This window comes from Rhizobium sp. F40D2 (assembly GCF_051810745.2).
Lineage (GTDB): Bacteria > Pseudomonadota > Alphaproteobacteria > Rhizobiales > Rhizobiaceae > Rhizobium.
On sequence record NZ_CM131436.1, the window covers coordinates 4258500 to 4273353 of the forward strand.

10 protein-coding genes are annotated in these 14854 nt (G+C 59.4%); 8 read left to right on the forward strand and 2 right to left on the reverse strand.

Going from position 1 to position 14854, the window contains the following annotated elements; translation table 11 throughout:
- Positions 1–148 precede the first annotated feature (148 nt).
- Positions 149–505 carry a VanZ family protein gene (locus ACS4RS_RS20780; protein ID WP_439009446.1) on the forward strand — a complete coding sequence of 119 codons (357 nt, stop codon included), beginning with the start codon at positions 149–151 and terminating at the stop codon, positions 503–505.
- A 395-nt stretch (positions 506–900) separates the two neighbouring features.
- On the opposite strand, the gene ACS4RS_RS20785 is transcribed toward ACS4RS_RS20780, so the two are convergent.
- A complete protein-coding gene (locus ACS4RS_RS20785; protein ID WP_164009146.1) occupies positions 901–1119 on the reverse strand; it encodes a hypothetical protein in 219 nt (72 codons plus the stop codon).
- A 26-nt stretch (positions 1120–1145) separates the two neighbouring features.
- Positions 1146–3077: a hypothetical protein gene (locus tag ACS4RS_RS20790; protein ID WP_439009445.1), complete on the reverse strand. Its 1932-nt coding sequence runs from the start codon at positions 3075–3077 to the stop codon at positions 1146–1148.
- A gap of 865 nt (positions 3078–3942) precedes the next feature.
- Between ACS4RS_RS20790 and ACS4RS_RS20795 the strand changes: the two genes are divergently transcribed.
- The 7 genes from ACS4RS_RS20795 to ACS4RS_RS20825 all read left to right on the forward strand — a co-directional run bounded on the left by ACS4RS_RS20795 (position 3943) and on the right by ACS4RS_RS20825 (position 14378).
- Entirely contained in the window at positions 3943–4719 is a 777-nt protein-coding gene (locus tag ACS4RS_RS20795) for a competence/damage-inducible protein A (RefSeq protein WP_439009444.1), read from the forward strand.
- A 109-nt stretch (positions 4720–4828) separates the two neighbouring features.
- Positions 4829–5671, forward strand: a complete 843-nt coding sequence (locus tag ACS4RS_RS20800; protein ID WP_439009443.1) for a universal stress protein — start codon at positions 4829–4831, stop codon at positions 5669–5671.
- A gap of 204 nt (positions 5672–5875) precedes the next feature.
- Positions 5876–6370 (forward strand): xanthine phosphoribosyltransferase, encoded by a 495-nt coding sequence (gene gpt, locus ACS4RS_RS20805; protein ID WP_003587084.1) that lies wholly within the window; start codon positions 5876–5878, stop codon positions 6368–6370.
- Between the two features lie 190 nt (positions 6371–6560).
- On the forward strand, positions 6561–7151 hold the full coding sequence (locus ACS4RS_RS20810) for a hypothetical protein (RefSeq protein WP_439009442.1): 591 nt from the start codon (positions 6561–6563) through the stop codon (positions 7149–7151).
- A 591-nt stretch (positions 7152–7742) separates the two neighbouring features.
- Positions 7743–11558 carry a vitamin B12-dependent ribonucleotide reductase gene (locus ACS4RS_RS20815; RefSeq protein WP_439009441.1) on the forward strand — a complete coding sequence of 1272 codons (3816 nt, stop codon included), beginning with the start codon at positions 7743–7745 and terminating at the stop codon, positions 11556–11558.
- Positions 11559–11926: 368 nt separating this feature from the next.
- Entirely contained in the window at positions 11927–13120 is a 1194-nt protein-coding gene (locus ACS4RS_RS20820) for an SAVED domain-containing protein (protein WP_439009440.1), read from the forward strand.
- Between the two features lie 10 nt (positions 13121–13130).
- Positions 13131–14378, forward strand: a complete 1248-nt coding sequence (locus tag ACS4RS_RS20825; protein ID WP_439009439.1) for an SMODS domain-containing nucleotidyltransferase — start codon at positions 13131–13133, stop codon at positions 14376–14378.
- Positions 14379–14854: the final 476 nt, after the last annotated feature.

A 14854-nucleotide genomic window follows, 5' to 3' on the forward strand; every position in this document is an offset into this window, starting at 1 on the left:
CGGGCCGGCATAGGAAAGGCCGCTTCGGCCGTTTACGGTTCCGCCCAGGCCCTGTTTGCGAAAGCCTTTCTTAAGCCAACCGTGAAATAGCCGGCACATGAACCGATTTTAACTGTCAATGAAAAAACGAGCCACTAAATATGAAGCCATGATCATGTTCAAATTCGCAAGGCCGCTCGCCTGGCTGCTGCTCGCCTTCATCATCTTCGCCACGGTTTCGCCGATCGGGCTGAGACCGGAGACAGTTACGACTGTCGATACCGACCGCGCGAGCGCCTATATTCTTGTCGGCCTCGCCTTTGCGCTCGCCTATCCGAAACAGTGGAAATTGGTGGCCGTGCTGCTGATCGCAGGTACCGTCGCCATCGAATATCTGCAGTACTTCTCGCCGACGCGCCATCCGCGCCTGCATGATGCCGGCATCAAGGCCATGGGCGCCGCCATCGGACTGCTGGCCGGCTGGGTGATCAACAGGTGGCGCGAGACGCTGATTATCTCAGGTTAGAAACCGCGAAACTCCACGGCCCAGAAGAACAGCGGTATTGCAGCAATCGCGGTTCCCAGAACAAGCGCGACACTAGTCTTGAATATCCGGATGCGCCGAACCCTGGCACCAGTCCAATCGTAAACCATCGCCTTACTCCCAGAAGACAACACTTACTCAACCGCCGCGGCGCAATCCTTACACCGAAAATGCCATTGTCAAGCAATAACACGCTTATATCCACAATATACATGCATATTCAACCGGTATTATGCAGGTATGTGGGCAAGCAGAATCGAACCCATATTACCAGGGCCGATAGACTATCGCTGACATCCGCTGCATTTGATTGGCTCCGGGAACGACTAAGATCGGAATCCGGAACGCAACGGTGCTATGGCGCCCACCATTGAAGCCTAGCCGTCATAATGCCCGGAGAAGGCCGCTTCCGCAGACTTGACCGTGACAGCCACATTCACGCCCTTTGTCACCGTCGCGCCGGTGGCGCGAAGATCGGTCACCACTTTCAGGCCGCCCGCCTTGGGGGCCGGGAGCGGCAGTACAGTGCCGGCGTCCAGATCAGCGACCCAGAGCCCGTCTTGACCTTCAACACTAATAACAACAACTGTAGCCACGTTTTTGCCCCTCTAACGATTGATGTTTAAAATCCAGCTTTCTTCAGGCCTTCACGATAAAGATCTTTATGCCATTGCTCTTTACTTGGTACTGCAGACAACCACTTGTCCACATCGAAGTCCGGGTTGCCTTCACGAAACCTTCGTACGAAGATCCGCGCCTTGTCCTGATGACCCAACATGGCCCAATTCGCAGCGGACAACCTATCCGCTAGATGAGGATCGGCCATCTGCCCGATGTAGTCCAGCGAAGCTTCGAATTCGCCGAGGGCATAGTTTGCTCCAGCAGCCGTCCAGAAATAGGTGTCGGGACCGAGCGGGTTCAGCTCGATTGCCCGCTCGATTTTCCGCAAGGCCATGGCTGGGAGCGAACAATGCACCAGCGTGTCCGCGTAGTCGGCAATCACGTCGGCGTAGTGTGGCGCGAGGCTTTCCGCCACTTCCATGGCTTCGGCACTCTCATCGAACGCACCCTGCAACAGTTTGGCGACACCGAGCTCGCGATAGCCATCGGCGAAGTCCGAGCGCATCTCGGTGACCTGCTTGGCGAAGGTCTCCGCCAATTGCAAAAGATCGATATCTCCCCGCGCCGTCAGCAACCATTCCTTGGAGTAGGTCCGCGCCATCGAACTCAGCGCCGGTGCGAAATCGGGACTGACGCTGAGCGCGGCTTTCATTTCCTTGCGGACGCGCCGCAGGTTCGGAAGCGTCAACCGCGCCAGGTGCCGCCTGCCGACAAGATATCTGTGGTAGGCAACCGGGTTCAGATCTTCGCGCAACGCCTCATGACGCTCGATTTCGCTGGATACGGAGAGAGCGATCTGCCGGGCAACAACTCTCCTGTCTCTGGCGAGATCCATATGATCGAGACTGAACCTTTCGGCCCAGACAATCTGATTCTGATCGAAAAAGATCAGTTGGGCAAACAGCGTCACTTCATCGCCCATGTTGCTGATCCGGGTGTCGAGGATATAGTTGACGCAATGGCGTTCGAAGAAAGCCTTCTGCGTCTCCACCTGGTGGCCGATTTGAACCGCCGAATACGGGGCTATGACCTCCAGGCTGTTGAAGACGCAAAATCCGATCGTGATATCCTCCACCAAAGACGCGGCTAAAAAGCCGGCTTGCGGCCGAGCGGATTGATTTCTAGGGGGAAGCAGCACCAGACGGGGAATGGCAATGCGGATATCTTCAGGCTCCAGGGGAAGAGAAGCCTCAAGTTTCGCCTTTGACGACGCGGATGGCGGGCGCAGGAATTTCGCGTCACCGTCGTCGGATCCGGTGCGCGCGGCGCTGCCTCTCGATGTCGCACTGCGCCGCTGTTCAAAATAGCTCCGAAGTAATTCGACTTCCCCTTCCGCCTTGAAGATCTTTATGAGCAGTTGCAGCGTCTCCGGATCCTTCGGCTCGGTCCGAAACAGGATAACCGCGGCCTTCCTCAGGAGCTCGGCGTCCTTTCGCGACGGGGCCAGCTGCGACGCTGTTCTCAAAGTATTGGCGAGAAGCTCGTTATGGTAATTTTCACGTTCGGCGAGCCAATGCTGAAACTGGCGGCTATGGCTGTGAACCGGCTCGAGAAAAGGCTGGTTCATCAGCGTCACCAGCCGTCTCAGCCGGGAGAACGGCTCAACCTCGTCCTCCTCGCCGGCCAGCAGCATGTCGGACGAAAGTGCCCCCCGGTCGAGAGTGAGCATGTTGCCCCGAGATGAAAGGATGTTTATCCCGAGATCGATTTGACGGGCCTTAATTCTCGAAATCACCTTCCGCAAAGTCGACAGTGCAACGTCCCGGTCGGCCTCGCCCCAAAGGAAGCGAGCCAAGGTCGTTCGATCCGCCGAACCTTGATCGGTTGTAAACAAATAGGCGAGAAGCAGCAGGCCCTTCTCGGGAAACGCGACAGCGTTCCCCTCCTCGTCCACGAGGTGCAGCCTCCCGAAGGTCTTCAGAACAAAAGCCATTTTGCCTTTTAAGTCACCACATGTCCCGGCGCTCACAATGAAAAGTGAAGTGCACGTATTGCAACAGTAAAAATCGCGAACTCTACCCCAGCCAGCACTTTGTCCCAATGTCCTGCGAAATTCAATAAGCTTCTGCCGCAGGGGTTGTGTTAAGTTTTCTACGCTGACTGGCATGAAATTTCGCGATCGACTGTCGCGTCCTGCATGGGGGCAGCGTCAATTTAAGACTTCCTAATATGCAGTTGCTTGTCGGAGCTTTGATCGGCGCGCCGGATCGTCGCTTTACTCCCGAATGCAGCTGGACATTCGAGCGAGCAGGTGATGGAGGGCTTCCAGAGTTTGAAACGGAATCGCACCTCACCGCTGAATATCGGTTGAGAATGCCGCCTCTCTTTGTTAGCAGGGAGAACCACGCGGACGTGGTGGAATCGGTAGACACAAGGGACTTAAAGCAAAATTGAGTGCACTGGCGGAAACGCCTGATGTAGAACTGCTCAAAGTCGGGGAAACCTGTCAGATGGCAATCCCGAGCCAAGCCCTGCAAGGGGAAGGTGTAGAGACTAGACGGGCAGCACCTAAGGCAGACGCTAGGGTGAAGGTATAGTCCAGACCACAAACGCCGGAAGGCGGCGGCGAAAGCCGTAGCGGTAAGAAAATCCCTCGGCCTAGGCTATGCGGGTTCGACCCCGCCGTCCGCACCATAGTGCCATAATATCAGGCCACCGATGAGACGATGCGCGGCAGAATCCGATCGCCACCACCGGAAGGATGGTTATCCATGCTGCCGCGGGCGCCGCCGGTCGAGTGTTTGCAAAGCGGCCGAAGGGCGCTACCTATTCACCAGCCTCACATCACGGAACATCCCATGAGCCACGCCACCGTCGTCACCGCCGCCATGCTCGCCATCGGCGACGAACTTCTTTCCGGCCGCACCAAGGACAAAAATATCGGCCACCTCGCCGACCTGCTCACTCTTTCCGGTATCGATCTCAAGGAGGTGCGCATCGTCGCCGACGATGAGGAGGCGATCGTCGAGGCGCTGAACGCGCTTCGCGGCAAATATGATTACGTCTTCACATCAGGCGGCATCGGGCCGACCCATGACGACATCACCGCCGATGCCATCGCCAAGGCCTTCGGGGTGCCGTGCGAATATGACGAAACGGCGATGATGCTGCTGGGCGATATGTACGGTCGCCGCGAGATGGAATTCACCGAGGCGCGCCAGCGCATGGCGCGCATGCCGCGCGGATCTGTCCATATTGCCAATCCGGTATCGACGGCGCCAGGTTTCATCATCGGCAACGTCCATGTGATGGCCGGCGTGCCGCAGGTCTTCCAGGCGATGGTCGACGATGTGCTGCCGACGCTTCGAACGGGAACGCCGGTGCTCTCGCTCGCCATCGCCTGCCCTTACGGCGAAGGCGAGATCGGTACGCCCCTGACGGCGATCCAGAAAGCCCATCCGGAAACCAGTATCGGCTCCTACCCCCGCTATATCGGCCAGAAATTCTCGACCGAGATCGTTGTTCGCGGCCGCTCACAGGCGGCAATCGACGCGGCCGGCGCCGCGGTGCAAGAAATGATCGACGCCATCCGCCAGAGGAAGGACATCGCCGAAAACCCTTCCGCCGAGGCTTGAGGACAATGCCGGAACCGGGGATCAAGCTTGATCCCCGTCAAGGAACGTTAGGACGATCCGGTGCATTCCTTCCCTCGCGCACGCCATTTTCAGCGCAAGGAGAATTGATATGTCTTACAAAACCATTCTCGCCATTCTCGATACAGCAGACAATAGCGCCGCCGTTGCCGATTTCGCCTTTGCCATTGCCGCCGAAAGCGGTGCGCATGTGATCGGCCTGCATGCCGAAACCATCTCCGCCGTACCGCTGGTGGCGCCGATGGAAATCCCCGATCCTGTCGCCGTGCAGGCGCTGCAGGACATGGCGCATGGCGAAACGATCGCCGTGGAGCGGATCTTTCGCGCCAAGGCGCAAGCATCGGGCGCCTCCTCCGAATGGCGCAGCTTCGCCACGTCGACCGGCTACGGTTCGGCACCGCTGATCGAAAGCGCGCGCAGCGCCGATCTCTTGATCGCCTCGCAGGCCGACCCGGCCAAACCCTCCGACAGCCATGTCGACGTCGACAGCTTTCTCTTCGAAACCGGCCGGCCGGTGCTGATAATCCCCTACATCATCCGTCAGCCGAAGCCGATCAAGCGCGTGCTGATCGCCTGGAACGGCTCGAAGGAGGCGGCGCGCGCGACCTTCGACGCGCTGCCGATCCTGAAGGCGGCCGACGCGGTGGAGATCTTCTCGGTCGATCCGGCCGACACGGCGCTGCAATCGCCGCTGACGGCAGGCGCCGATATCGCCGCGACGCTTGCCCGCCACGGCGTGAAGACGACGCTTTCGAACGCCCGAAGCGTGGATAAAAACACCTCGCATGTCATCGAGAACCGGCTTTCGGACAACAGCATCGATCTTCTCGTGATGGGCGCCTATACCCATTCCTGGCTCTGGCAGATGATCTTCGGCGGCACGACGAGGACCTTGCTGCAATCGATGACGGCGCTGACGCTTCTGTCGCGTTGATCGGCTGCTCTTGCCTTTTGCCGGCAAATTCCGTTAATTGCGCCGACCGATGACGGCTTCGAGCCTCGGCACAACTCGCGCAGTGCAGCGCGCGATCTCGCGCAGTTGCAGCTCGCGCGATTTCTTGTTTTGCCGATCGCCGCCTCAAACCCGTCCGGTCGCCGGCAAACGGCGTGTTGATTTGTCATGCCGCGGAGTAGCCCGATGTCCCTTCCCGATAAAGCCTTTCCCGTCTCCTGGGATCAGTTCCACCGCGATGCGCGCGCCCTTGCCTGGCGGCTTGCCGGCCTTGACCAGACGTTCAAGGCGATCGTCTGCATCACCCGCGGCGGACTCGTTCCGGCCGCGATCATCTCACGCGAACTGAACATCCGGCTGATCGAGACCGTCTGCGTCGCCTCCTATCATGACTATGTGAACCAGGGCGACATGACGCTGCTCAAGGGAATAGCGCCCGAGCTTGCCGAAAACGGCGGCGAAGGCGTGCTCGTCGTCGACGACCTGACGGATACAGGCAAGACCGCCGTCCAGGTGCGCACCATGCTGCCGAGGGCGCATTTTGCCTGCGTCTATGCCAAGCCGAAGGGTGTTCCCACCATCGATACCTTCATCACCGAGGTGAGCCAGGATACCTGGATCTACTTCCCTTGGGACATGGGCTTCACCTACCAGGAGCCGATCGCCAAGGGCCCGCGCTGATCGCCGATCAGGGCGTGCGATCCTCGTATTTACCAGTTGAAATTGTTCCAGATTTTGTCGGCCGGGTTTGCTGAATCCGCTATCGATATCTGCACATCTATTTTACCTTATGCTCATATAATAAGTGGCGTGCGAATCGCCTAAAATTGCGCTTAACGCGTGCATCGACGATTCGGTATAAGGAAACAAGATGGCGCGGTGGCGGCCGACAAGAGTGAGTATGGCCGTCGGCCTGGCGGCATGTCTGTTTTCGCCGGCGCCTGCCCGCGCCGAGCCCGCCTATATTCCCCTGGTGCGCGACTATGTCGAGACGCGGATCCGGCCGATGGTGGAAGCGCCGCTGGTGCTGAAGGCCATCGCCGAGCAGAATGCCGAATTCGGCGATGTCAGCGAAATCGACATGCGGGTCCTCGACGAGACCTACCGGTCGGAGGTCGATCGGCACCATCTGCAGATGGTCCAGCTGCTGCTCGACAGATCCGTTTCGACTTACCTGAAAACCAGGCAGGACGCCTCGCAGGGAACGATCGTCGAATTTTTCGTCACCGATAGTCACGGGCTGAACGTCGGACAAAGCACCATCACCGCCGACTACTGGCAGGGCGACGAGGAGAAATATCTCAGAACCTTCGCCAAGGGCTCTCGAGAGATCTTCATCGACCGGGCGGAACGCAACCAAGCCACCCAGATGCTCGAAACGCAGGCGAGCTTCGTCGTCATCGACGAAGAGGACAAGCCGATCGGCGTCGCTACCGTCACCATCGCCATCGATGCGCTCTGAAGAGGGCCGAATTCCGCGCCGAATCGGCATGCGCATTTGCACGGGAAATGCCATCACAAGATTTGCCGCAGGACGCTTTTTTGTGGTTCCGGCTTTTTCCTTAGCCGGCAGCGCCTGCAAGCCATTGTAATTTCAGGGCTCCCCGGCTTTCCCCAATCTCCACAGGCGCATCCACAAGATGTTGTGGTTAGCAATCAATTAAGATCCAGCCCTTGACGGAATCATCCGTTTCAAACTTACTGTCCCTGATGTTGCGGCGGCGACAGGACCGGAGGTAACGAGACCGGTTCCCTATTGAAAATAAGGACGCGGAATCAGGGCGATGTGCCGGGAACGGTGTCAGGCCTGACAGGATCTCTGCGCGATTTTCAGCCTCCAAAAAAAGTGACGTCGGGACTGGCGATAATAAGCTGTTAATACTATATTTAGCGTTTGCAGCCATCATCACCACAAGATACAGGAAGGACATCTCCGGATGACACCCCTGTGACAATACGGAAACGAGACTGGCTGCACGACGACAATTGTGCCGCCGGATAGGAATTTTGCGCCCCGGTCGTGGGGACTGGGCGCCAACACGAGGTCAAGACCATGCGCATCGAACGTCGTTTCACGAAGGCCGGCCAAGGGGCCTATGCGGATATCGAATTCCGCAAGGCGACCAGCGAGATCAAGAACCCCGATGGTTCGATCGTGTTCCGCCTCGAGAATATCGACGTCCCCGCCCAGTTCTCCCAGGTCGCGACCGACGTTCTGGCGCAGAAGTATTTCCGCAAGGCCGGCGTCCCCACCCGGCTGAAGAAGGTCGAGGAAAACGACGTTCCTTCCTTCCTGTGGCGCTCCGTTCCCGACGATGCGGCGCTGAAGACCCTGTCCAAGGATGAGCAGACCGGCTCCGAGATCGATGCGCGCCAGGTCTTCGACCGCCTCGCCGGCACCTGGACCTATTGGGGCTGGAAGGGCGGCTATTTCTCTTCGGAAGAAGATGCTGCCGCCTTCAAGGACGAGCTTGCCTATATGCTCGCCACCCAGCGCGTCGCACCGAACTCTCCGCAGTGGTTCAACACCGGCCTGCATTGGGCCTACGGCATCGACGGGCCCGGCCAGGGCCATTTCTACGTCGACCCCTTCACCGGCAAGCTGACCAAATCCAAGTCGGCCTACGAACACCCGCAGCCGCATGCCTGCTTCATTCAGTCGGTCGAGGACGACCTCGTCAACGAAGGCGGCATCATGGACCTCTGGGTGCGTGAAGCGCGCCTGTTCAAATACGGCTCAGGCACCGGCTCCAACTTCTCGATGCTGCGCGGCGAAGGCGAAAAGCTTTCCGGCGGCGGCCGCTCCTCCGGCCTGATGAGCTTCCTGAAGATCGGCGACCGCGCCGCGGGCGCCATCAAATCGGGCGGCACGACGCGCCGCGCCGCCAAGATGGTGGTCGTCGATATCGACCATCCCGATATCGAAGAATACATCAACTGGAAGGTCAAGGAAGAGCAGAAGGTGGCGGCCCTCGTCACCGGCTCGAAGATCGTCGCCCGCCACCTCAAGGCGATCATGAAGGCCTGCGTCAATTGCGACGGCGGCGACAACGGCGATTGCTTCGATCCCACTAAGAACCCTGCCCTGAAGCGCGAAATCCGCGCTGCCAAGAAGGACCAGGTTCCTGAAAATTACGTCCAGCGCGTCATCCAGTTCGCCCGCCAGGGCTACAAGGATCTCGAATTCAAGACCTACGACACGGATTGGGATTCGGAAGCTTATCTGACGGTCTCCGGCCAGAACTCCAACAACTCCGTCTCGATCAAGGACGACTTCCTGCGTGCCGTCGAAAATAACGGCGAATGGAAACTGACCGCCCGCAAGGACGGCCGGGTGATGAAGACGCTGAAGGCGCGCGATCTGTGGGAAACGATTTCCTACGCCGCCTGGGCCTCGGCCGATCCGGGCATCCACTTCAACACGACGATGAACGACTGGCACACGTCGCCGGCCGGCGGCCCGATCCGCGGCTCGAACCCGTGCTCGGAATACATGTTCCTCGACGACACGGCCTGCAACCTTGCCTCGCTGAACCTCTTGCAGTTCAAGGACAAGGCCACCGAGCGCATCAACATCGCCGACTACGAACACGCCGTCCGCCTGTGGACCGTCGTGCTCGAAGTCTCGGTCATGATGGCGCAGTTCCCGTCGAAGCGCATTGCCGAACTCTCCTATGAATACCGCACGCTCGGCCTCGGCTACGCCAATATCGGCGGCCTGCTGATGTCGTCGGGCATTCCCTATGACTCGGCCGAAGCCCGCGCTATTGCCGGTTCGCTGACCGCGATCATGACCGGCATCTGCTATGCGACCTCTGCCGAAATGGCTGCCGAGCTCGGGCCCTTCCCGAACTTTGCGCCGAACCGCGAAAGCATGCTGCGGGTCATCCGCAACCATCGCCGCGCCGCTTACGGCGAAACGTCAGGCTATGAAGCACTGGCGATCGATCCGGTCGCGCTGATCCATTCGGAAAACCCGGATCAGGATCTCGCCGCCCACGCCAAATTGGCCTGGGACAAGGCGCTCGAGCTTGGCGAGCAGCATGGCTACCGCAATGCCCAGGTCTCGGTCATCGCGCCGACCGGCACGATCGGTCTCGTCATGGATTGCGACACGACAGGCATCGAGCCCGACTTCGCCCTCGTCAAGTTCAAGAAGCTCGCCGGCGGCGGCTACTTCAAGATCATCAACCGCGCCGTGCCCGACGCGCTGCGCACGCTCGGCTATTCCGAAAGCCAGATCGCCGAAATCGAAGCCTATGCCGTCGGCCACGGCAACCTGAACCAGGCGCCGGCAATCAACCCGTCGACGCTGAAGACCAAGGGCTTCACCGACGAGAAGGTGGAAGCCGTCAACGCTGCGCTGAAGAGCGCCTTCGACATCAAGTTCGTCTTCAACCAGTGGACGCTCGGCGCCGACTTCCTCAAGGAGACGCTGAAGGTTTCCGACGAACAGCTTGCCGATATGAGCTTCAGCCTGCTCGACCATATCGGCTTCTCGAAGAAGGACATCGAAGCCGCCAACATCCATGTCTGCGGCGCGATGACACTGGAAGGCGCCCCCTTCCTGAAGGCCGAGCACCTGCCGGTCTTCGATTGCGCCAATCCCTGCGGTAAGATCGGCAAGCGCTACCTCTCGGTGGAAAGCCATATCCGCATGATGGCGGCTGCCCAGCCCTTCATCTCCGGTGCGATCTCCAAGACGATCAACATGCCGAACGAGGCAACCGTAGAGGATTGCAAGAACGCCTACCTGCTCTCCTGGAAGCTCGGCCTCAAGGCCAACGCGCTCTATCGCGACGGCTCGAAACTGTCGCAGCCGCTCAATGCCTCGCTGATCGAAGACGAGGACGATGAGGATGCGCTAGAGGAACTGATCCAGCAGCCGCTCGCGGCGCAGGCCGTGACGGTCACCGAAAAGATCATCGAGCGGGTGATCGAACGCGTTTCGCGCGAACGCGAGAAACTGCCGAACCGCCGCCAGGGCTATACCCAGAAGGCCGCCGTCGGCGGGCACAAGGTCTATCTCAGAACCGGCGAATTCGGCGACGGACGCCTCGGCGAGATCTTCATCGACATGCACAAGGAAGGTGCCGCCTTCCGCGCGATGATGAACAATTTCGCCATCGCTATCTCGCTCGGCCTGCAATATGGCGTGCCGCTCGAGGAATATGTCGAGGCCTTCACTTTCACCAAGTTCGAGCCGGCCGGCATGGTCATCGGCAATGATGCCATCAAGAACGCCACCTCGATCCTCGACTATGTCTTCCGCGAGCTGGCTGTCTCCTATCTCGGCCGCCATGACCTCGCCCATGTCGATACGTCGGATTTCTCCAACACCGCGCTTGGCAAGGGCATCCAGGAAGGCAAGACCAACCTGCTGTCGACCGGCTGGACCCGCGGCTACAAGCCGACGCTGGTGTCCGGCACCGGCGGCGAACGCCAGGCGGGCGAGCCCAAGGGTGCCGCCACCGCTGCCCCTGCCCGCGCCGCTTCCACCGGCACGGTAACCGCCTTTGCCGGCAGTGCTGCCCGCAAGCTGGAACCGACGGTCGCCATCTCCACCTCCGAAATCGTCGCCTTCAAGCGCGATTATGAAGAGCGCGCCAAGGAATTGGCCGAGGAGATCGCCGAAGAGGTAACCGAGGAAATCACCAGCGACGCCACCGCTCTCTTCTCCGACAAGGCGGCAGCGGACGCAGCAACGGCCAAGACCGAAGCCAAGAAGGTAGAAGCCGAACGCCGCCAGCGCTCGATCATGCAGGGCTATACCGGCAACATGTGCTCGGAGTGCCAGAACTTCACGATGGTGCGGAATGGCACCTGCGAGAAGTGCGACACATGTGGCGCGACGAGCGGGTGCTCTTGATAGGGGACAATCGCAATGCATGTAGGCAGCCAATGAATTTGACGCACAGCCACTAGAATGACGCAATAGAACGAAGGCCGCAGCGACCGCCGCGGCCTTCGAGACTTCGAAAACATCGAATAAACGGCCACTCGCCCCTTCGCCAGGAGACGATGGCAAGAGCGAAAGAAGAAAAGAGGCAGTAAAACTTACCTCTTCTGAAACGTAACGATCGAACGGGACTTCGCCACGAGAAGGAATTAAACGGAAAGACATACCTCATGCAGACATCAGTGAGCATTTTCTGCACTCCATGGAATACAAAACGTGCCGAAACCTTCCCCCTCACTTGGAAGGCTTGAGCCGGTCGAAGCAGTAGGAGTCCCGCCATGTCGGATGCATCTAAAGTTCTCGATGAGCAGCCAGCGACCGATAAGAGCACGAGACGCCGCGCCTCCCTACCGCAGAATGTCAAGGCTATCGTCTGGGCGCGTGCCGCTGGGCGGTGCGAATTCCGTGGCTGCAATTGCAACCTGATCGGCGACCTGCTGACCGGGAAAGACAACCTCAATAGGGCCTATATCGCGCACATCGTCTCAGACGCTCCGAACGGCCCGCGCGGGGATGCCATTCTATCGCCGCAGCTCTCGACTGATCAATCGAACCTGATGCTGCTGTGCGATACCCATCATCGGCTCATCGATGGAAGTGCGACATGGCGCGAATATCCCGATCATCTACTGCTGGAGATGAAGGCCGAGCATGAGGATCGGGTCGATGCCGTCGCGTCGATCGCTCGCGATCGCGGATGCCACGTCATCCGGTTTGCAGCGGGCATCGGCAAGAACGAATCTCCCGTGAATACTGATGCAGTTAAAGAGGCCCTACTGCCGGAGTTCTATCCCGTCCGAAACGGCGTGATAGACCTGGATGTTCCCGACCTTGGCATCCCCGACAGCGATCCCGGTTACTGGTCGCTGCACCAGCGCCTGCTTCGCGAGAAGTACCATGAGCGGGTCAAGGGACGGCTTGAGCGAAACGAGATCAACCGTCTGGCGGTCTTCGGGCTGGCTCCGATGCCGCTGCTGATCGAGCTTGGGCGGCTGATATCGGATATCTCGGAAGCCCATGTTCGGCAGCGGGTCCGCGAGCCGACGACCTGGGAATGGCAGAGCGAACCTGGAAAAATGGAACTCGTTCGAGAGGCGCCTGCTTCCAACGGATCGGTGCTCGCTCTAAAGCTGGGCGTCAGTGGGCCGATCAACGATGATCGCATCACGGCCGCTCTCGGCGAAGACGTATCGATATGGTCTCTCTCCGCGAAAGATGCCAACAACGACATCCTTCGAACCCGGAGTGATCTTTCATTGTGGCGGATGGAGCTGAGAGCGGTTTTTGAAGCCATCAAGGACCGGCACGGCTACACGGACATCCTTCACGTCTTTCCTGCGGTTCCCGTCTCCGCAGCGATGGAGCTCGGCCGTGTCTGGATGCCGAAGGCCCACCTTCCGATGCGCATCTACGACCACAATCGAGCGCTCGGCGGCTTCCGCCAGACGCTCGACATCGTTCATCAAGCATAGGAGCCGTCAGATGAACTATACGGATCCCGTCCTTCGCGAGATCGCAGCCTTCAGTCCGCTCGATGTCCTGCTCGCGGACATCGCAGTTCGCATCCAGCTCACGCCGACCGACCATCGTCTTGCTGTGGCCCACTACCATGCCATCCACGAATGGTTGGAGCGCGCGGACAGTCCCTTGTCGGGCCTCATCGAGTCGTTCTACCCGCAAGGTGGATTTTCGATCGGCGCGACGACGGCTCGGCATGCGGAAGACGCGGACTTCGACATCGACGCGATGGTCCAATTGAGCATGCGCCCTGATTCGGATCCCGAGGATGTTCTGTCCACGCTCCATACCGCCATTCGGGGCGAGCCAGGATCGCGGTATCACGAGAAGACCGAACGCAAGAGCCGCTGCGTCACCGTGAAGTACGACGGCATGCATCTCGATGTAACGCCCGCCGTCATCCTGCCGACGCTCGAAGAACGTTCGAGCGTGATCTTCCATTCGAAGAAGATCGCTGCCGGTTTCGAAAAGGAACGACTGATCGCCAATCCCTGGGGATTTGCGGAATGGTTTATCAAGAGGACGCCACCAGAAGCCGCATTCGGCCAATTTTTCGAACGGCAGTCCTTGGACTACGAGCGGTTCATCGCCACCAAGGCGGAGTCGGAGGCCGACCCAGTTCCCGATCAGGCCCCTGCATACCGGAAGCCTCGCGCGGTGATCGCACTGCAACTCATCAAGCGTTGGCGAAACCTCGCCTACGATACACGGCACGGCACCAAGCGGCTACCTCCGTCCGTTGTTCTCGCGCACTCTGTCGCCTTAAATGCGAACAGGACATCAAGCCTCGCGGAAGAGCTCCTCCATCAGGTCTCTTGCCTTATCGCCGCTCTTGTCACCGCTGAACGTAACGGAACGCCCTACAAAGCTGTCAACCCGGCCTGTGAGCCGCACGACGAGCTGACGGACCGGTGGCCAGAGGCCCTGAACTCCCAGCGCATCTTCATCGATGAACTCCGCGCCTTCACCGTAGACATCCAGCGGCTTCGCAGCGGGCTTTCCTTGCCGGAGATGCGGAAGACGTTGGAGAGGTTATTCGGCGAGCGGCCGGCTGCCGATTCGGTCAGAAAGTTCATGGACGGTCAAGTGTCCGCAGACAGCAGCGGCGTTGCGGCACATATCCCCTCGACGGGAACGGTTGCTGCGGTGGCATCCATAGCGACCCCGAGCTACGCCCGTCCGACCCCAAGAACCTCCCCCTGGGGAGACTAACAACTGGCGTGGTTTTCGATCGCAGAACAGGATGCGCATCTCCGGTCCGCCTATCCGGGTTTCCGGAAGACGTTCGATGGCAAGTGGTTCGCAACCTGGGAAGGGACACTCACCCCGATTTCGCAGAAGCACCGGATATGGATCAGGTACTTCCCGGATCGGTATTGGGACGAAGTGACCCTTTCCCACCCTTATGTAACGGTGAAGGTCCTCGATCCGCTGGTTGCACCTGACGCGCGGGGGACAGGCGAGCGCACGCCGCATGTCTACAGATACCGTCAGCCTGACCACAGCCCCGCTCTTTGTGCTTGGGACCCGACGGACGAACCATTCAGTCCCAGCGTCTATATCGCAGATCATGTCATTCCCGCTGTCGTAAGGTGGCTGGTCTTTTATGAGGATTGGCTGGACACGGGCGTTTGGAGAGGCGGCGGAAAGCATGCGGATCCCGATGCCCTGAGGGATCGGTCGGGTTC